Consider the following 18420-nt stretch of genomic DNA (forward strand, 5'->3'; position numbering starts at 1 on the left):
CGCCTACAGCATTTCCAGCGGCCGCTTCGACTTCGGCGGTTTGAACTGCTGATCGATGTCGGCGAGTTCTTGCGGCGACAAGCAAATGTCGAGCGCCGCGCGATTCTCGCGCACATGGGCGACGTCCGCGGCCTTCGGAATAGCGAAGACGCCCGGCTGCTGAAGCACCCACGCAAGCGCGATCTGAAACGCCGACACGCCGCGCGCGCTCGCGATTTTCTCGAGCGCGCCGCCGCGCGGCAGCCGCGCATGATCGACGGGGCTATACGCCATCGCGGGCAAGCCGCGTTCGCGCAGCCACGGCAGCAGATCGAATTCCGCACCGCGCCTCGCGACGTTATAGAGAATCTGATTCGTCGCGCAGGCGTCGCCGCCGTCGAGCGAGAAGAGTTCTTCCATGTCGCCGGTGTCGAAGTTGCTCACGCCCCAATGCCGGATCTTGCCGTCGCGCTTCAGCTTGTCGAAGCCCGCCACGACGCCCTCCAAATCCTCGCCGCCGCGCCAGTGCAGCAAGTACAGATCGATGCGATCGGTCTTCAGGCGCGCGAGGCTGCGCTCGCATGCCGCCTGCACGCCGCGCTCGCTGCCGTTATGCGGATACACCTTGCTCACGATGAACACATCGTCGCGCATATCCGATAGCGCCTCTGCGATGAGCTTTTCGCTCTCGCCGTCGCCGTACATCTCGGCGGTATCGATGAGCGTCATTCCGAGTTCGACGCCCTCGCGCAATGCGGCGATTTCCGCCTTGCGCGCGTTAGGGCGTTCGCCCATTTCCCAGGTGCCCTGACCGAGCTTGGGAATCGCTTCGCCGCCGGGGAGCGTGACGGCAGGTAAGGTATTCGCATTCGCCATGAGAAGCCTCCTTGTTCGCCCGGCGATTATGGCGCAGGGGGAAGGAAAGCGAATCCGGTGCCGCGTCTCAAACCAGCCCCACAACCAGCGGCCCGAGCAGCGTCAACAGCACATTAGCAAGCGCATACGTCACCGCGAACGCGGCAGTCGGCACCGGGCTCCCTGCTTTCTCGAGCACGCCGCCGAACGCGGGATTCGCGCTTCGCGAGCCCGACAGCGCGCCGGCGAACACGGCGGCGTTGTCGTAGCGCAGCACGTAGCGCCCGAAGAGCATCGTGAGCAGCAACGGAAACAGCGTCACGAACACGCCGAGCAGAAAGAGGCTGAGGCCGCTCTCCTTGACGGTGACGACCGCCTGCAAGCCCGAATTCAGCCCGACCACGGCGACGAACGCGGCAAGCCCGAAGTCCTTCAGCAATTGCGACGCGGCCGGCGGCATCACGCCGTACATCGGATGCTTGCCGCGCATCCAGCCGAAAACGAGTCCCGCGAGCAGGCAGCCGCCGCCCGAGCCGAGCGTGATCGGAATGCCGCCCACGCGCACGACGACGAGCCCCATCAGCAGGCCGATCACGATGCCGACGCCCATATAGATGAAGTCCGTCTTGTTGGAATACGGCAGCTCGTAACCAGCGGCATCGACGGCGCGCTTGGTGTCCTGCGGCGAGCCGTAGAACGTGAGGACATCGCCGTGTTCCAGCCGCGTTTCGGGCAGCACCGGCAGCGGCATGCCGGCGCGCGAAATGGCCTGGAGATAGACGCCGTGGCGCATCTCGCGGTCCACTGTCGCGCGCACGGCGGCGATCGTCGTGCGGTTCATGCCGCGCTTCGCGAACACGCCCTCGCGCCTCTGCATGATGACGCTGATGCCATCCGTGTCCGCGACTTCCTCGCCGATGCGCGCCGTCGCGCCGACCATCACTTCGCGCCGCCCGACGACGAGCACGATGTCGTCCGCGTCCAGCATCACGTCCGGCCGCGGCTCCACCGCACGGCCCGCGCGCCGGATGCGCTCGACGGTGATCGAGTCGTCCTCGGCCATTTCGATCTGCGCGACCGTGCGCCCCGCCCCGCCGCCCGGCATCACGCGATACGCGCGCCCGACGAGCGACGGAAGAACTGAAACCTGCCCCGGCGCGGGACCGGCGGCATCGCCCGCAAGCGACTTTTCCGCTTCGATAGCCGCCTCGCGAAGCCCCCGCCCCATGAACTTCGGCAGGATGTTCACGCACACGATGATCGCGCCGAGCGAGCCGAACACGTAGGTGACCGCGTAGGCAATCGCCACATCCGCCTGCAGCGCCTTCGTTTCGGCGGCGGACAGTCCGAGCCGCGCGATCGCGTCGCCTGCCGTGCCGATGATCGCCGACTGCGTGAGCGCGCCGCCCGCGAGCCCCGCCGCCAGCCCCTTGTTCAGCCCGAAAACTTTCGCGCAGACGATCACGGTGACGAGCGCCGTCACCGCTAGAAACACGGCCATCGCGATCTCGCGCAGCGTGCGGCGGTTCAATGAGTTGAAGAATTGCGGCCCGGAGTCGTAGCCGACCGCGTAGATGAACACGGCGAACATCACGGATTTCACGCCGTTGTCGATCTGCACGCCGACCTGACTCACGACGACCGCCGCGATCAGCGAGCCGCCGACGCCGCCGAGCTGAAACTTGCCGAAGTTGATCTGGCCGATGAGATAGCCCGCCGCCAGCGACAGGAACAGCGCCGTCTCCGGCGACTTCTGGAACACCGCGTGTAGCCAGTCCATGTGCTCAGCCCAGTTTGCTCACGAGCCCGACGACGAGCGGCCCGAGCAGCGGCAGCAGCACGTTGGAGATCGCGTAGGTGATCGTATAGCCGATGACGGGCGTCGCGTTTCCCGTCACGCCGACGAGCGCGCTGATCGCCGGCGTGCTGCATTGCTGGCCGGCGATCGCGCCGAGCAGCATCGGCACTTCGAGCTTGAGCAGCGCGCGCCCGATGAAAAGCGACGCGAGCGCCGGCCCGAGCGTGATGACGATGCCCGCCACCGGCAGCGCGATGCCGAACTCGCGCACGAGCCGCAGCGCGTCCGCGCCCGCCGAGAGGCCCACCGCCGCGATGAACGTGCACAGGCCGAAGTCCTTGAGAATCTGCGCGGCGGCGGACGGCAGCGAGCCGATCACCGGATAGCGCGAGCGGATCCAGCCGAACACGAGCCCGGCGAGCAGGCAGCCGCCGCCCGTTCCGAGCGACAGATCGATGCCGCCGACGCGCGCCGAGAGCCGCCCGAGCGCGATGCCGGCGAGCACGCCCAGCCCGAGAAAAACGAAGTCGGTCTTCTGCGTCGCGGGGATGAGATAGCCGAGCTTGGCCGCGCCGCGCGCCACGTCTTCCTTGTTGCCGACGAGCGTCAGCACGTCGCCGCGCTGCACCTGCGTGCCCGGCAGCGCGGGAACGGTGCTGTCGAGGCGCGTCACGGCGGCGACGAACACGCCGCGCCCTTCCGCCGGATTGGCGCGCGCGCGGGCCTGCGCGAGCGTCAGGCCATGCATCGCGCGGTTGGTGAGCATCACGTCGGCTTTTTCGACGAAGACGTCGCCGCCGCCGTTGAACACTTCTTCGCCGATCCACGGAATGGCCTCGACGAGCGCCTCGCGCCGCCCCGCGACGACGATGCGGTCGCCCGCCTTGAGCGTCACCGATGGCTGGCTGCGGATGAGCGAGCGGTCGCGCATCACGCGTTGCACGCTCACGTTGTTGCCGAAGCGCTTTTCGAGTTCGCCGATACTCGAGCCGGCCGCCCCGTCGACCTTGAGTTCGCGCGCGGCGAGCGGCGACACGGCGGGCGTCTGTCCCTGCGCGAGCGCGCCGTCACCGCCCAGCTTGCGCCAGACGCGCTCGGCTTCGTCGCGCAGGTTGACGCGCAGCAGAAGCGGCGCGAACTGGCTCGAAAAGAGCACGATCGTGACCAGCCCGAAGAGATAGCTCACGCTGTAAGCGGTCACGATGTTCGCCTGCAGGCGCGCGATGTCCGCGGGAGGCAGACCGAGCCGCGCGACGGCTTCCGACGCCGTGCCGATGACCGCGGACTCCGTCGCGCCTCCCGCGAGCAGGCCAGCCGCCGTGCCGGGGTCGAGCTTGAGCATCGCCGCGATGCCCAGGACGAGCGCGACGACCACGATGACCTCGACAAGCGAGAGCGCGCCGTAGCGCCAGCCGCGCCCGATGTTGGCGAAGAATTGCGGACCGCCAGTGAATCCGAGCGCGAAGATAAAAAGGGCGAATGCAATGTTCTTCAGATCCGGCGATACGCGCGCGCCGCTTTGTCCGAGAATCAGCGCGACGATGAGCGTGCCGCAAACGCCGCCGAGCTGAATGGGCCCCAACTTGAATGACCCGATAAAGAACCCGATTGCCAGACTTGCGAATAACGCAATTTCCGGCTGCGTCGACAGAAGATGTCCAGACATGGTTCGATCACCCTTTCCGTTCCTGCAAACAAAACAGGCGATAGTGCGGAATCCGTATATCGATTATTGCTCTTGATGCATCAGCGCGGTTAATCGAAAAGCCGAATCGATTACCGAAATCTTATTGCTGCTTTTACGCCGTTTTTTTCTTTATAAAGGCCCCAGTCTGGTGCGAATATTAATTAAGCGCCCCGCGCGTTGACATTTTCGTCTTTCTTATCGGTTTCCCGGATTCCAACTTCATTCATAACGCCGCTTACTGAAACGTTCTTACCGAAAAACGCGCTTCGCTGAGAAGATCATTCTGCAGACATCTCGCGCAGCATCAAGAAAGCGCCGTGCGGCAAGTTTTTCTACCTGCCAAGTCAATGTGTAATCTGATATTGCAATATCTTCGTTCTGTCAATATTATGCATTCAAGCATCTTAAATAGCCGACGCGTCTCACCTCGATTCGCGCCTACGTCACGTAGCACAACAGAGAGAGAGGGCACTCAGATGAACCAGATCCACGCAATGCGCGTTTTCGTCCGAGTCGCGGACACCGAAAGTTTTAGACGCGCCGCGCAGCAACTCGATGTATCGAATGCGCTCGTCACACGCGCGATCGCAATGCTGGAGGCGCACCTCAGGACTCGCCTTATTAACCGCACGACCCGCAATCTTTCACTCACCGAAGCCGGCACGCGTTATTTGGAGGGCTGCCGCGCATTACTGGAAGAACTGGATCATCTTGAATCGGCAGTCACGCATACCGAGGGAGAACCGAGCGGCACATTGCGCGTGGTCGCATCGAGCGCGCTTTCACTGCTCACATTGACGCCGCTCATCGACGGCTTTCGGAAGCTGTATCCCAAGGTGAACGTGCGGCTTACACTGGCCGAGCGGCATGTTGATCTTGTCGAGGACGGCTACGACGTCGGCATCGTCACGGCGTTCATGGTGTCGAGCACGGCGCTCGTCGAGCGGCCCATCGGCGTGAATGCGCTGATACCCGTCGCGACGCCCGCTTTCGTGGCCGAACACGGCATGCCTGCCGCGCCGGCGGACTTGCAGCAGATGCCGGCCGTGGGTCTGCCCAACGAAATCCGCAGTTCGTCGTGGCATTTCAGGCATCGGCTGGGTTCGTCGGAACAGGTGACGCTCGCGCCAGTCTATTCGGTGAACAGCGCGTTGATGGTGAGGCTCGCGACGCTGCGCGACATGGGTTTCTCGGTGCTGCCCGAAGGCATCGTCGCGGGCGACATCAAGGACGGCACGCTCGTGCGGCTGCTGCCGGATTATTCGGTGGACGATCCCGAGATGAAGCTGTCGATCGTCTATCCGGGACGTCAGTATCTGCCGGCAAAGACGCGCTTTTTCATCGACTATGCACTTGACCGGCTGACCAAGGAGATCAATGCCGGCAACGCCAAGCCCGACGATATCTATCGTCAGACGCCGCCCGCTTTTCAGACCTCCTCCGCAAACGTTGGCCTGGGCGCGGGGGCTTCGAGAACGCACTGACGCGCCCGGCTCCGGGCCGGCGCGGTTTCCTCAACGTCCACGCCGCACGGCCCGAAACGATGACAGACACGCGCGCACGCACCAACCGGTTGATTCTCTTCAGCTCCCGCCAGTACGACGCCGACACCTTCCGGCAAGCGAACGAAGCGTTCGGCGTGGAACTGGACTTTCAGGAAGCGCATCTGGACGCGCAGACGGCCATCCTCGCGCAGGGTTACACGGCCGTCTGCCCGTTCGTCAACGACAGCGTCGACGAAACCGTGCTCGAAAAGCTGCACGCGGGTGGCACGCGCCTGCTCGCGCTGCGCTCGGCCGGGTTCAATCACATCGACCTTCATGCGGCGAAGCGCCTGGGCATTACCGTGACGCGCGTGCCGGCCTATTCGCCGCATGCGGTGGCGGAACACGCGGCCGGCATGATCCTCACGCTCAATCGCCGGCTGCATCGCGCGGTCGCCCGCACGCGCGACGGCGACTTCTCGCTCACCGGCCTGCTGGGATTCGACCTGCACGGCAAAACGGTCGGCGTGATCGGCACGGGCATCATCGGGCGCGTGTTCGGCAATATCATGGCGTGCTTCGGCATGCGCGTGCTCGCCTACGATCCCGGCCCGCCCGCGCAGGACCTGCTCGATCGCGGCGCGCGCTACGTCGAACTCGACGAACTGCTGGCGCAGTCGGACATCGTCTCGCTGCACTGCCCGCTTCTGCCGTCCACGTATCACATGATCGACGAGCGCGCGCTCGCGCGCATGAAGCCCGGCGCGATGCTCATCAACACCGGGCGCGGCGGGCTCGTCGAAAGCAATGCGCTCGTCGGCGCGCTCAAAAGCGGCCAACTGGGGCATCTCGGCCTCGATGTCTACGAGGAAGAAGGCGGCCTCTTCTTCGAGGACCATTCGGACCGCCTGCTTCAGGACGACGTGCTCGCGCGGCTGCTCACCTTTCCGAACGTCATCATCACTGCGCATCAGGCGTTTTTCACGCGCGAGGCGCTCGTCGAAATCGCGACGACGACGCTCGGCAATCTGAAGGCATGGGCGGACGGCGCACCGCGCAATGTCGTCGATGCGCCGCCTGCATGAGTCAGAACTCGCCGTATTCCGCGCTCGTCTCGTCGGGCGCGGCGCACATGGCGCGCAGCAGATCGGCCTCGCGCTCGTGGACTTCGACCGGCATGCACAGCGCCCCCGCGTGCGCCAGATACCTCGCGCGATGCTGCCCGTTGCGAAACGCGACGACGCCTTCGCGATGCACGCCGATAAGCCCGAGCAGTCCCGCCGAGCGCCGCACGCAGATGGTCACGTAGGGCATTTCCGGCACGCGCGGGTTGTCGGGATCCAGAAACTCGCGGATGCCGCGCACCTTGCCCGCGTGCCAGTCGTCGACGGCCTTGAGCACGTAATCGGTGTCGTCGCGGTTTGCGCATTCGAGCAGCTTCTTCACGTCGACGAGCACGACCTGATGGCGCGAGCCCACGCCCGGGAAAACCCGCTTCAGGCGCACGAAGTCATACTGCGGATGGCTCCTTAGCCTGACGATCCAGACCGCTTCTGCGGCGGTCGACGCAACCATCGTGTCCATGTTCGGCTTCACTTTGAAAACACCAGCGCGAGATACGCTTACGACGGGAAATTCATCAACAGCTTCATCGGCACTTCGATAAAACAAACTTTTACACCGTAGACGCTCCGCGTGAAAGCGGCGTGACGGGCATGTTGCGTGCTTTGTTGCCGGAATAGAACATTTCTGAGGAGCACCGCCTGAAAGCGCAGCCCAGTTCGTCCTCCGATTTGATCGTCGCGCGTCCCGAAGGCTTGTACTGTCCGCCAGGCAACTTTTTCATCGATCCGTGGCGGCCCGTCGAACGCGCGGTCATCACGCACGCGCACGCGGATCACGCGCGCTTCGGCCACGCGCGCTACCTCGCGGCGGAGCCGGGCTTGGGCGTGCTGCTCTCGCGGCTGCCGGGCATCGACGTGCAGGGGCTTGCCTATGGCGAGCGCATCGACGTGAACGGCGTCGCGGTGTCGCTGCATCCGGCCGGCCACGTTCTCGGCTCGGCGCAGGTGCGGCTCGAACACGGCGGGCGCGTGTGGGTCGCATCCGGCGATTACAAGGTCGAGCCCGATCCGACCTGCGCGCCCTTCGAGCCGGTGCGCTGCGACACTTTCATCACCGAATCGACGTTCGGCCTGCCGATCTATCGATGGGAGCCGCCGCACGCGGTCTTCGAAGGCATCGATTCGTGGTGGCGGCATAACGCGGCCGAGGGTCGCGCGTCCGTGCTCTTCTGCTATTCGTTCGGCAAGGCGCAGCGCCTTCTCGCGGGCGTCGATGCGGCCATCGGCCCGATCTTCTGTCACGGCGCGGTCGAGCCGCTGAACCGCGCGTATCGCGACGCGGGCGTGGCGCTGCCCGACACGCGGCTCGTCAGCGACATTCCCGCGCGCGACAAGGCCGCGTTCAAGGGCGCGCTGATCGTCGCGCCGCCGTCCGCGCAAGGCAGCACGTGGATGCGGCGCTTTGGCGATTACAGCGATGCCTTCGCCTCCGGCTGGATGCGTCTGCGCGGCACGCGGCGGCGCAAGGGTGTCGATCGCGGCTTCGTGCTGTCGGATCATGCGGACTGGCCGGGGCTGCAATCGGCCATCGGCGCGACGGGCGCGGAACGCGTGATCGTCACGCACGGCCAGATCGAGCCGATGGTGCGCTGGCTGTGCGAACAAGGGCTGGATGCGGGCGCGTTCAAAACCGAATACGGCGACGACGTCGTCGAAGCGGACACCATCGCCGAAGCGCCGGGGGCATCGTCATGAGACGGTTCGCCACGCTCTACGCCGCCCTCGACGCGACGACCTCCACGAACGAAAAGCTCGAAGCGCTGATCGCGTACTTTTCGGGCGCGGAACCGGAAGACGCGGCATGGGCGTCGTACTTTCTCGCGGGCGGCAAGCCGCGCCAGTCGGTGCCGACGCGCCTTCTGATCGAATTCGCCCGCGAGCGCGCGGGCTTGCCCGAATGGCTTTTCGAGGAGTCGTATCACGCGGTCGGCGATCTCGCGGAAACCATCGCGCATGTGCTGCCGCCGCCGACGCACGAGTCGGAGCTTGGACTCGCGCAATGGATCGAGGATCGCGTGCTGACCTTGCGCGGCGCGAATCCGGCCGAATTGCGCGAACGGCTCATCGGCTACTGGGACGAGCTGAACTGGAGCGAGCGCTTTCTGCTCACGAAGCTGATCGGCGGCGGCTTTCGCGTGGGCGTCGCGCGGCAACTGGTGGTGCGCGCGCTCGCGCAAGTGGCGGGCGTCGATCACAAGCGCATCGCGCAGCGCATGGTCGGCTGGACCGATTCGCGGCAGGCGCCGAGCGCCGCGCGCTATCTGCGGCTGATCGCGCCGGCAGCCGAGGGCGACGACATCGACACGCCGCACGAAAGCGATCTGGGCCTGCCTTATCCGTTCTTTCTCGCGCATCCGTTGCAGGCCGATCCTTCGACGCTCGGCGCGCCCGCCGACTGGATCGCGGAATGGAAATGGGACGGCATACGCGCGCAGCTCGTGAAGCGCAGCGGCCGCGTGTGGCTCTGGTCGCGCGGCGAAGACCTGCTGACCGAGCGCTTTCCCGAACTCGCCTCGCTCGGCGCGGCGCTGCCGGACGGCACCGTGATCGACGGCGAAATCCTCGCGTGGGAACCGGGCGCGGCCATGCCGCTGCCGTTCGCGCGTCTTCAGCCGCGCATCACGCGCAAGTCGCTCACGAAGAAAGTTCTCGCCGATTCTCCCGCCGCGCTGCTCGCCTATGATCTGCTCGAAGCCGATGGCCGCGATCTGCGCATGAAACCGCTCGAGGCGCGCCGCGCGAAGCTCGATGCGCTCGCGTCGTCGCTCGCGGTCGATGTGCTGCGCGTTTCGCCGATGGTCGAAGGCGCCGACTGGCAAGCGCTCGCCGCATTGCGCGACGAAAGCCGCGCGCGCGGCGTCGAAGGGCTGATGCTGAAGGAACGCGCGTCGATGTACGGCGTCGGGCGCACGAAGTCGTCGGGAACGTGGTGGAAGTGGAAGATCGATCCGTATTCCGTCGATGCCGTCCTGCTCTACGCGCAGCCCGGCCACGGCCGCCGCGCGAGCCTCTACACGGATTTCACGTTCGCGGTTTGGGACGAAGCCGACGGCCTGCGCACGCTCGTGCCGTTCGCGAAGGCCTATTCCGGCCTCACCGATGAAGAGATGCGCAAGGTCGACGCCATCGTGCGCAAGACGACCGTCGAGAAGTTCGGGCCGGTGCGCAGCCTCACGCCGACGCTCGTCTTCGAGATCGGCTTCGAAGGCATTCAGGCGAGCCCGCGCCACAAGTCGGGCATCGCGGTGCGGTTCCCGCGCATGCTGCGCTGGCGCACGGACAAGACCATCGACGACGCCGATACGCTCGACATGCTCAAGGGCTTTCTCAGCGAGGCGGTGGCGTGAATACCGCCGATGAGCCCGACGACGGCGACACGCCCGACATCGCGAGCCGCACGGCACGCGAACGACGGCGGGCGCCGCGTCCGCGCCGCGTGCCGCGCACGCAGGCCGCGCAAGCGAAGCTGGATGCCGCCGCCGAATCGTTCAGGCCCGCGCCCTTCGAGTTCGATGCAATCGAAGCGGCCAAGCCGATGGACGCGCGCATCGCCCGCTGGTTCGAGGCGCGCGGCTGGCAGCCGTTCCCGTTTCAGTGCGAGGTTTGGCGCGAGATCGCGCGCGGCGCAAGCGGCCTTCTGCACGCGACGACGGGCGCGGGCAAGACGTGGGCCGTGTGGCTCGGCGCGCTCGCGGCGTATGCGGGGCCGGTGAAGGCGCGGGGCGCGAAAAAACGGGCGGGCGCATCGTCGAGGCGCGGCGCGCGTTCGCCGAATGCGGACATTGCGAGCACGCTTGCATCTGCCTCGAACGAGGCGCGGGAGACGCAAAGCGCCGACGCCGATACCGCATCGCCCGCTGCGCTCACCGTCCTCTGGATCACGCCGATGCGCGCGCTCGCCGCCGACACCGCCCGCGCGCTGCAAACCGCCGTCACCGCGCTGTCGGTGCCGTGGACCGTCGGGCTGCGCACGGGCGATACGTCGTCGACAGAACGCGCGCGGCAAAACCGCCGCATGCCGTCCGCGCTCGTAACCACGCCCGAAAGCCTCACGCTGATGCTCACGCGCGCCAACGCCCGCGAAGAACTCGCGCATGTGCGGCTCGTCGTCATCGACGAATGGCACGAACTGCTCGGCAACAAGCGCGGCACGCAGACGCAGCTCGCGCTCGCCCGTCTCACGCGCTGGCGTCCCGATCTGCAAATCTGGGGCTTGTCCGCGACGCTCGGCAACCTCGCGCTCGCGCACGATGCCCTGCTGCATCCGGTGAAAACGCCGCGCGTGGTCGTGCGCGGCGCGCAGCCGAAGACGCTCATCGTCGATACGCTGATTCCCGACACCATCGAGCGCTTTCCGTGGGGCGGGCATCTCGGCACGCGGCAAGTCGGTCCCGTCGCCGACGAAATCGAGCACGCGCAGAGCGCGCTCGTCTTCACCAACACGCGCTCGCAATCGGAAATCTGGTATCGCGCGCTGCTGGATTTGCGCCCCGACTGGGCCGGACTCATCGCGCTGCATCACGGATCGCTCGACAAGGAAGTGCGCGACTGGGTCGAACTCGGGCTGAAGAACGGGCAGCTGAAGGCGGTCGTCTGCACGTCGAGCCTCGACCTCGGCGTCGATTTTCTGCCGGTGGATCGCGTATTCCAGATTGGATCGCCCAAAGGCGTCGCGCGTTTGATGCAGCGCGCCGGGCGCTCCGGCCACGCGCCGGGACGCGTGTCGCGCGTGACGATCGTGCCGACGCATGCGCTCGAACTCGTCGAAGCGGCGGCGGCGCGCTGGGCAATCGCGGAGCATCGCATCGAAGGGCGCGACATGCCGCTGAAGCCGCTCGACGTGCTCGTGCAGCATCTCGTGACGGTGGCCATCGGCGGCGGTTTCCGGCCGGCCGACATGCTCGACGAAGTCCGCACCGCGTATGCGTATCGCGATCTCACGCAGGCCGAGTTCGACTGGGCGCTCGCGTTCGTCGAGCGCGGCGGCGCGTCGCTCGGGGCGTATCCGGACTATCACCGCGTCGTCGCGGGCGATGACGGCGTCTATCGCGTGCCGCGCGAAGACCTCGTGCGACGGCATCGGAACAATGTCGGGACCATCGTCGCGAACGCCACGATCAACGTCGCGTACATGACGGGCGGACGCATCGGCGCGATGGAGGAATCGTTCATCTCGCGCCTGAAGCCCGGCGACGTCTTCACCTTCGGCGGACGCGCGCTCGAACTCATCCGCGTGCGCGACATGACCGCCTACGTGAAGCGCGCGACCTCCTCGCGCGGCGCGATGCCGCAATGGGCGGGCAGCAAGATGCCGCTGTCGTCGGAACTCGCGGAAGCAGCGCTCGTGATGCTCGCGCGCGCGAACGACGGCATCTACGAGGAGCCGGAGATGCGCGCCGTCAAGCCGCTGCTTGACTTGCAGGCGAAGTGGTCGGCGCTGCCGGGGCCGGGCGTGCTCGTCGTGGAAGCCGTGCGCTCGCGCGAAGGGCATCACTTCTTCTGCTATCCGTTCGCGGGACGCATGGCGCACATCGGGCTGGGATCGCTCATCGGCTGGCGCGTCGCGCGCGATTCTCCGAGCACGTTCTCCATTTCGATGAACGACTACGGCTTCGAACTCTTGTCCGCGCGCCCCTTCGACTGGGAAACGCTGATCGCGCAAGGGCTTTTTTCGCCGGACGATCTCGAACACGACATTCTCGCGAGCCTCAACGCATCGGAGTTGTCGGCGCGGCGTTTTCGCGAAATCGCGCGCGTGTCGGGGCTGATCTACCAGGGGCATCCGGGGCAGCAGAAAAGCGCGCGGCAGTTGCAGGCGTCGAGCGGACTCTTCTACGAAGTTTTTCGCAAGCACGACAGCAGCAATCTGCTGCTCGCGCAGGCCGATCAGGAAGTGATGCTTCAGGAACTGGAACTGGGCCGTCTGCGCGACGCGCTCGTGCGCATGAGCGAAAGCCGTCTCGCCTTGACGCGCCCGAAGAAGCCGACGCCCTTCGCGTTTCCGCTGATCGTCGGGCGTCTGCGCGAGAAGGTGAGCACGGAGAAGCTCGCGGACCGCGTCGAACGCATGCTCGCCGAGCTGGAAAAGGCGGCGGGAGGCTGAACGCGCGCATGGCAACGGAAGCACTGACAATCGACGTAGGCGGCCGCGCGCTGCTCCTTTCGGCGGAACGCGCGGCATTCGATCCGCTGGCGAAAAGCCTCTTTATCGCGGACGCCCATTTCGGCAAGGACGCCGTGTTCCGCGCGCGCGGCATTCCGGTGCCCGCGGGCGCGAGCGCGGAAAACATCGCGCGGCTGGATGCGCTCATCGCGACGCATCGGCCGGAATCGGTTGTTTTTCTGGGCGACCTGCTGCATGCCCGCGAATCTCACGCCGATGAAACCCTCGCCGCCCTCGATGCATGGCGCGCGCGGCATCGCGCACTGCGGCTCGTGCTCGTGGAAGGCAATCACGACCGGCACGCGGGCGCGCTGCCGCCGCGCTTCGACGTGGAACTCGTGAAGGAGCCGTATCGGCTGGGGCCGTGGGCGCTTTGCCATCATCCGCAGCATGTGGACGATGCCTACGCGCTCGCCGGCCACGAGCATCCGGTGTATCGGCTCGCGACGCGCACCGACAGCGTGCGGCTGCCGTGCTTTCGCTTCGGGGCGCGCGCGGGCGTGCTGCCGGCGTTCGGCGCGTTCACGGGCGGCTTCGAGGTGAACGATAGCGTGCGCCGCGAGCGCGAGGCCGTCTACGTGGTCGCGGGAGAGCGCGTGTTCGGCGTGCGCGTGTAATCAGTGGTAGATGCGCGTGGACGCCTGCAACTTCGTGAGCGCGCCGCGTTCGAGCCGGAACCAGCCGAGCGATGTCTGCATGACGACTTCATCGCCTTGCCAGAACACGCGCTGCACCGCCATGCGCTTGCCCGCGCGCTGCACGAGCGGCGGATTGCGGCGGAAGTCGTACAGCACCGGGCCTGTGTCCGTCTGCACCAGTGAACGCGCGAGCGTGCCGTCGGCGGACGGTTCGTCGAAATGCGCGAGACGGCGCGCGTCGAAGCGATCGAAGGCTTGCGTGCCGAGCATCGCGGCAAAGCCGGATTCGTCGCGCAGGAAGTAGACGGTGCCCGCCTTCGTGGAAATGGGGCCGGTGGCATCGCTCTGGGCGTTCGCGTGGGTGACGAAGAGTGCCGTATAGACGACGGCCGCGATGGCCGGGCGCAGGCCAAGTTTCAGTCGAGACATTTTCGTTCAGTAAGTGCTGTGTTTTTCCAACAGGCGTGGCGCGCAACGATCCGCGCGCCGGCGCCCGAAATGCGAAACGCGTGTGGCACGTCATGGCGCATGCGCGCAGGATTCGTGCGCCGCGCCCGGCGATTCGACAAGGAACCGCTCATGATCCGGCATTGTGCGGGCGGTCCGGGCTTAGGGTTTCCACCAGCATCAAAAATCACCTTTCTGTAGAATTCGATCCTTCGCTGCCCTCTTTTTCCGCCGCGGCGCCCGCGTCCGCGACTTCTCCCGCCTCGCCATGCCCTTGCCCCTGCTAGCTCTTGCCATTGCCGCGTTCGGCATCGGCACGACCGAATTCGTCATCATGGGCCTCTTGCCCAACGTCGCGCGCGACCTGGCCGTATCTATTCCCGCCGCCGGCATGCTCGTTTCGGGCTACGCGCTCGGCGTGACCGTCGGCGCGCCGATCCTCGCCATCGTCACCGCGAGAATGCCGCGTAAAAAAGCGCTGATGGGGCTGATCGGCGTGTTCATCGTCGGCAATCTGCTGTGCGCGCTCGCGCCGAATTACTGGGTGCTGATGGGCGCGCGCATCGTCACCGCGTTCTGTCACGGCGCGTTCTTCGGCATCGGCTCGGTGGTCGCCGCCGATCTCGTCGCGCCGAACCGCCGCGCGCAAGCCATCGCGCTGATGTTCACCGGTCTCACGCTCGCGAACGTGCTGGGCGTGCCGCTCGGCACCGCGCTCGGACAGGCGGCCGGCTGGCGCGCGACGTTCTGGGTGGTCACGCTGATCGGCGTGGCGGCGGCGGGCGCGCTGGCAGTCTGCTTGCCGAAGCACTTCGAAATGCGCGAAACCAGCATCCTGCGCGAATTCGACGTGCTCAGGAACCCGCAAGTGCTGATGGTGCTCGGCATCAGCGTGCTGGCGTCGGCGAGTCTTTTTTCGGTGTTCACGTATATCACGCCGATTCTCGAAGACGTGACCGGCTTTTCGCCGCACGCGGTCACGTATGTGCTGCTGCTTTTCGGTCTCGGGCTGACGGTGGGCAGCACGCTCGGCGGCAAGCTCGCGGACTGGAAGCTGCTGCGCTCGCTGCTGACGTTTCTGCTATCGATCGTGGTGATTCTCACGGTCTTCGCCGCGACGATGCACGAGCCGATGTCCGCGATGATCACCATCTTCCTGTGGGGCGTGCTCGCGTTCGCGATCGTGCCGCCGCTGCAGTTCCTGATCGTGAACCGCGCGAGCGACGCGCCGAATCTCGCTTCGACGCTCAATCAGGGCGCGTTCAATCTCGGCAACGCGACGGGCGCATGGCTCGGCGGCTGCGTCATCAGCGCGGGCGCGCCGATGACCGCGCTGCCGTGGGTCGGCGTGGCGATGGCGTGCGGCGCGTTCAGCCTCACGCTGCTTTCCGCGACGCTCGACAAGCGCGCGCGTCGTTTGTCCATCGGGCAAGCGGCCTGATTTTTTGACGGCGGACGCGCATGCGTGGGCGTGCTGGCCGCCTTTCTCGTGCCGGGCGGCGACGTCGACGTGCTTTCGATCATCGCCGGAGCGGGCTTGGCTTGCATCGCTCGCTTCCTCTGCGTTCAGCCTTGCGCCGGCACGATCTGTCCCACGCATTCGCCGAAGCCCACGCGATAACCCGCGCCCTGACACCAGCCGCGCAGCGTGATTTCATCGCCATCGAGCAGGAAGGACCGCTCGCCGCCCTCTTCCAGCGCGATGGGCCGCTGGCCGTTCCACGTCGCTTCGAGCAGGCTGCCGCATGAATCCGGCGTCGGCCCGCTGATCGTGCCCGAGCCCATCAGGTCGCCGACGCGTGTGTTGCAGCCCGATACCGTGTGATGCGCGAGCTGCTGCGCCATCGACCAGTACATGAGCCTGAAGTTGGTGCGCGAGAGGGTCGTCGCCTTTTGCGCGCCGGGCGCACGCAAGGTCACTTCGAGATCGATATCGAATGCATGATCGCCCGCATGACGCAGATACGCGAGCGGCTGCGGCTCCTGCGCGGGCGTCGCGCTGCGGAACGGCTCGAGCGCGTCGAGCGTGACGATCCACGGCGAGATCGTCGTCGCGAAGCCTTTCGAATTGAACGGGCCGAGCGGCACGTATTCCCATTGCTGGATGTCGCGCGCGCTCCAGTCGTTGAGCAGCACCATGCCGAAGATATGCGCCTCGGCGTCCTCGCAGGCAATCGGCTCGCCGAGCGCATTGCCCCGGCCGATGATGAAGCCCGTTTCCAGTTCGATATCCAGCTTGCGGCACGCGCCGAAGACCGGGCGCTCCTCGTTCGGCAGCTTGAGCTGGCCGTTCGGCCGGCGCACCGGCGTGCCGCTCACGACCACCGACGACGCGCGCCCGTTATAGCCGATCGGCATCTCCGACCAGTTCGGCAACAGCGCGTTCTTCGGATCGCGAAACATGGAGCCGACGTTCGTCGCGTGTTCCTTCGACGAGTAAAAGTCCGTATAGCCGGGAATCGCGACGGGCAAGTGCATCGTCGCGTCCTTGCGCGGCACGAGCGCGCGGCGGCGCAAATCGGCATCGTCGCGCAGCGTCGGCGTGTCCCGCGCGAAGAGGCCGCTCAACGCGACGCGCACCGCGCGCCACGTTTCGCGTCCGAGCGCGATGAACGCGTTCAGGCCCGGCTGCGCGAACACGTCGTGCGCGGGAACGAGGCGCGCTGCTTCCAGCACGGACAGATCGGCGATCCAGTCGCCTATCGCGACGCCCGCGCGCGGCCGTTCGTTCACCGCGTCGCTGAAGATGCCGAACGGCAGGTTCTGAATCGGAAAGTCGCTGGCCGGGTCGTTCGCTGACTCGATCCAGCTTCTGAGCGTCGGGGCGAGTGTCGCCTTGAGCGCATCGTTCATCGTTGCTCCGGGTTGAAGTGTTTCGTGAGGCCCTGCCAGCATTCGTAGTAGTTCGCCTGAAGCTGCGCGGTGTCGAGCGCGAACTGCGTCGGCTTGATGAGCGTGCGCGTTTCGACCATGAAAGCCATCGTGTCGCCGACCTTCGCGGGCTTCGACGTATCGCCGCTGGATGCCTTCTCGAAGGTATCCGCGTCCGGGCCGTGTCCCGACATGCAGTTGTGCAGGCTCGCGCCGCCAGGCAGGAAGCCTTCGGCCTTCGCGTCGTAGACGCCATGCACGAGGCCCATGAACTCGCTCGCCACATTGCGATGAAACCACGGCGGCCGGAACGTATCTTCGGCGGCGAGCCAGCGCGGCGGGAAGATCGCGAAGTCGATGCTGTCGACGCCCGGCGTATCGCTCGGGGATTGCAGCACGAGGAAGATGGACGGATCGGGATGATCGAAGCTGATCGAGCCGATCGTGTTGAAGTGGCGCAAGTCGTACTTGTACGGTGCGTAGTTGCCGTGCCACGCGACGACATCGAGCGGCGAATGGCCGATATCCGCGCGCCACAATGCGCCGTTGAGCTTCGCGACCAGTTCGAAGCGGCCCTCGCGGTCTTCATACGCGGCGTGCGGCGTGAGAAAGTCGCGCGGATTCGCGAGGCCGTTGGAGCCGATCGGCCCGAGATCCGGCAGTTGCAGCAGCGCGCCGAAGTTCTCGCAGATGTAGCCGCGCGCTTCGCCATCCGGCAGCGCGACGCAAAAGCGCACGCCGCGCGGAATCACCGCGATCTCGAACGGCTCGATGTCGAGCTTGCCGAGTTCGGTCGCGATCGTTAGCCGGCCCTGTTGCGGCACGATCAGCAGTTCGCCGTCGGCGTCGTAGAAGAAGCGGTCCTGCATCGGACGATTCGCGGCGTACAGATGGATCGCGCAGCCGGTCATCGATTCCGCCGCGCCGTTGCCGGCCATCGTCACCCATCCGTCGATGAAATCCGTCGGCTCTGCGGGCATCGGCAGCGGGTCCCAGCGCAACTGATTCGGCGGCGTCGGCGGGACATCCCCGAAATTCGCGACGAGCTTCGCCCGGAGCGCCTCGCCCGTCATCCGCGTGAACGGCTTGTGGACGGCGGCCGGCCGGATGCGATACAGCCACGAGCGGCGGTTGTGCGCGCGCGGCGCGGTGAACGCGGTGCCGGAAAGCTGCTCGGTGTAGAGGCCATACGCCGCACGCTGCGGCGAATTGCGGCCGAGCGGCAACGCGCCGGGCAGCGCTTCGGTGGCGAAGTCGTTCGCGAAGCCAGACTGGTAGTGGCGGCTCGCGTCGGTGTGCGTCTCGAAGGGGGGCATCGTCGGATCCTGTGACGTGGTTTTACGAATGTTAAACCGATTACGTTTAGTGAAATAG

14 protein-coding genes are annotated in these 18420 nt (G+C 66.2%); 7 read left to right on the forward strand and 7 right to left on the reverse strand.

The window, feature by feature from the left end; genetic code table 11:
- Positions 1-3: 3 nt before the first annotated feature.
- The 3 genes from LDZ27_RS11845 to aspT (LDZ27_RS11855) all read right to left on the reverse strand — a co-directional run bounded on the left by LDZ27_RS11845 (position 4) and on the right by aspT (LDZ27_RS11855) (position 4298).
- Positions 4-855, reverse strand: coding sequence for an aldo/keto reductase (locus LDZ27_RS11845; protein ID WP_244814267.1), 852 nt, complete (start codon positions 853-855; stop codon positions 4-6).
- A 67-nt stretch (positions 856-922) separates the two neighbouring features.
- Positions 923-2614 carry an aspartate-alanine antiporter gene (gene aspT / locus LDZ27_RS11850; RefSeq protein WP_244814268.1) on the reverse strand — a complete coding sequence of 564 codons (1692 nt, stop codon included), beginning with the start codon at positions 2612-2614 and terminating at the stop codon, positions 923-925.
- Between the two features lie 4 nt (positions 2615-2618).
- Entirely contained in the window at positions 2619-4298 is a 1680-nt protein-coding gene (gene aspT, locus LDZ27_RS11855) for an aspartate-alanine antiporter (protein WP_244814269.1), read from the reverse strand.
- Positions 4299-4795: 497 nt separating this feature from the next.
- On the opposite strand from aspT (LDZ27_RS11855), the gene LDZ27_RS11860 reads away from it, so the two are divergent.
- Both LDZ27_RS11860 and LDZ27_RS11865 read left to right on the forward strand, forming a co-directional pair.
- The gene (locus LDZ27_RS11860; protein ID WP_244814270.1) at positions 4796-5803 is read left to right on the forward strand and encodes a LysR family transcriptional regulator; all 1008 of its coding nucleotides are present in this window, start codon (positions 4796-4798) and stop codon (positions 5801-5803) included.
- Positions 5804-5862: 59 nt separating this feature from the next.
- Complete coding sequence (locus LDZ27_RS11865; RefSeq protein WP_244814271.1) at positions 5863-6888, forward strand: 2-hydroxyacid dehydrogenase; 1026 nt, start codon at positions 5863-5865, stop codon at positions 6886-6888.
- Position 6889: 1 nt separating this feature from the next.
- Here LDZ27_RS11865 and LDZ27_RS11870 read toward each other — a convergent pair whose 3' ends face one another.
- Positions 6890-7387 (reverse strand): hypothetical protein, encoded by a 498-nt coding sequence (locus LDZ27_RS11870; RefSeq protein WP_244814272.1) that lies wholly within the window; start codon positions 7385-7387, stop codon positions 6890-6892.
- Between the two features lie 179 nt (positions 7388-7566).
- Between LDZ27_RS11870 and LDZ27_RS11875 the strand changes: the two genes are divergently transcribed.
- From LDZ27_RS11875 to pdeM, 4 genes are read left to right on the forward strand one after another with little or no spacing between them, the layout of a single operon-like run.
- Positions 7567-8622 carry a ligase-associated DNA damage response exonuclease gene (locus tag LDZ27_RS11875; protein WP_244816130.1) on the forward strand — a complete coding sequence of 352 codons (1056 nt, stop codon included), beginning with the start codon at positions 7567-7569 and terminating at the stop codon, positions 8620-8622.
- Positions 8619-10274 (forward strand): ATP-dependent DNA ligase, encoded by a 1656-nt coding sequence (locus LDZ27_RS11880; protein ID WP_244814273.1) that lies wholly within the window; start codon positions 8619-8621, stop codon positions 10272-10274. Before LDZ27_RS11875 ends, LDZ27_RS11880 begins: the two co-directional genes overlap by 4 nt.
- Positions 10271-13030 carry a ligase-associated DNA damage response DEXH box helicase gene (locus LDZ27_RS11885; protein WP_244814274.1) on the forward strand — a complete coding sequence of 920 codons (2760 nt, stop codon included), beginning with the start codon at positions 10271-10273 and terminating at the stop codon, positions 13028-13030. Before LDZ27_RS11880 ends, LDZ27_RS11885 begins: the two co-directional genes overlap by 4 nt.
- A gap of 8 nt (positions 13031-13038) precedes the next feature.
- Entirely contained in the window at positions 13039-13707 is a 669-nt protein-coding gene (pdeM, locus tag LDZ27_RS11890) for a ligase-associated DNA damage response endonuclease PdeM (protein WP_244814275.1), read from the forward strand.
- On the opposite strand, the gene LDZ27_RS11895 is transcribed toward pdeM, so the two are convergent.
- Positions 13708-14157, reverse strand: a complete 450-nt coding sequence (locus LDZ27_RS11895; protein WP_244814276.1) for a hypothetical protein — start codon at positions 14155-14157, stop codon at positions 13708-13710.
- A 286-nt stretch (positions 14158-14443) separates the two neighbouring features.
- Between LDZ27_RS11895 and LDZ27_RS11900 the strand changes: the two genes are divergently transcribed.
- Positions 14444-15616, forward strand: a complete 1173-nt coding sequence (locus LDZ27_RS11900) for an MFS transporter (protein ID WP_244814277.1) — start codon at positions 14444-14446, stop codon at positions 15614-15616.
- Positions 15617-15741: 125 nt separating this feature from the next.
- On the opposite strand, the gene fahA is transcribed toward LDZ27_RS11900, so the two are convergent.
- Positions 15742-17028, reverse strand: a complete 1287-nt coding sequence (gene fahA, locus LDZ27_RS11905) for a fumarylacetoacetase (RefSeq protein ID WP_244814278.1) — start codon at positions 17026-17028, stop codon at positions 15742-15744.
- Positions 17025-18362, reverse strand: coding sequence for a homogentisate 1,2-dioxygenase (gene hmgA / locus LDZ27_RS11910; protein WP_244814279.1), 1338 nt, complete (start codon positions 18360-18362; stop codon positions 17025-17027). The genes fahA and hmgA overlap by 4 nt, the downstream gene beginning before the upstream one ends.
- Positions 18363-18420: the final 58 nt, after the last annotated feature.

Origin of the sequence: Caballeronia sp. Lep1P3 (genome assembly GCF_022879595.1) — a bacterium.
Taxonomy (GTDB): Bacteria; Pseudomonadota; Gammaproteobacteria; order Burkholderiales; family Burkholderiaceae; genus Caballeronia.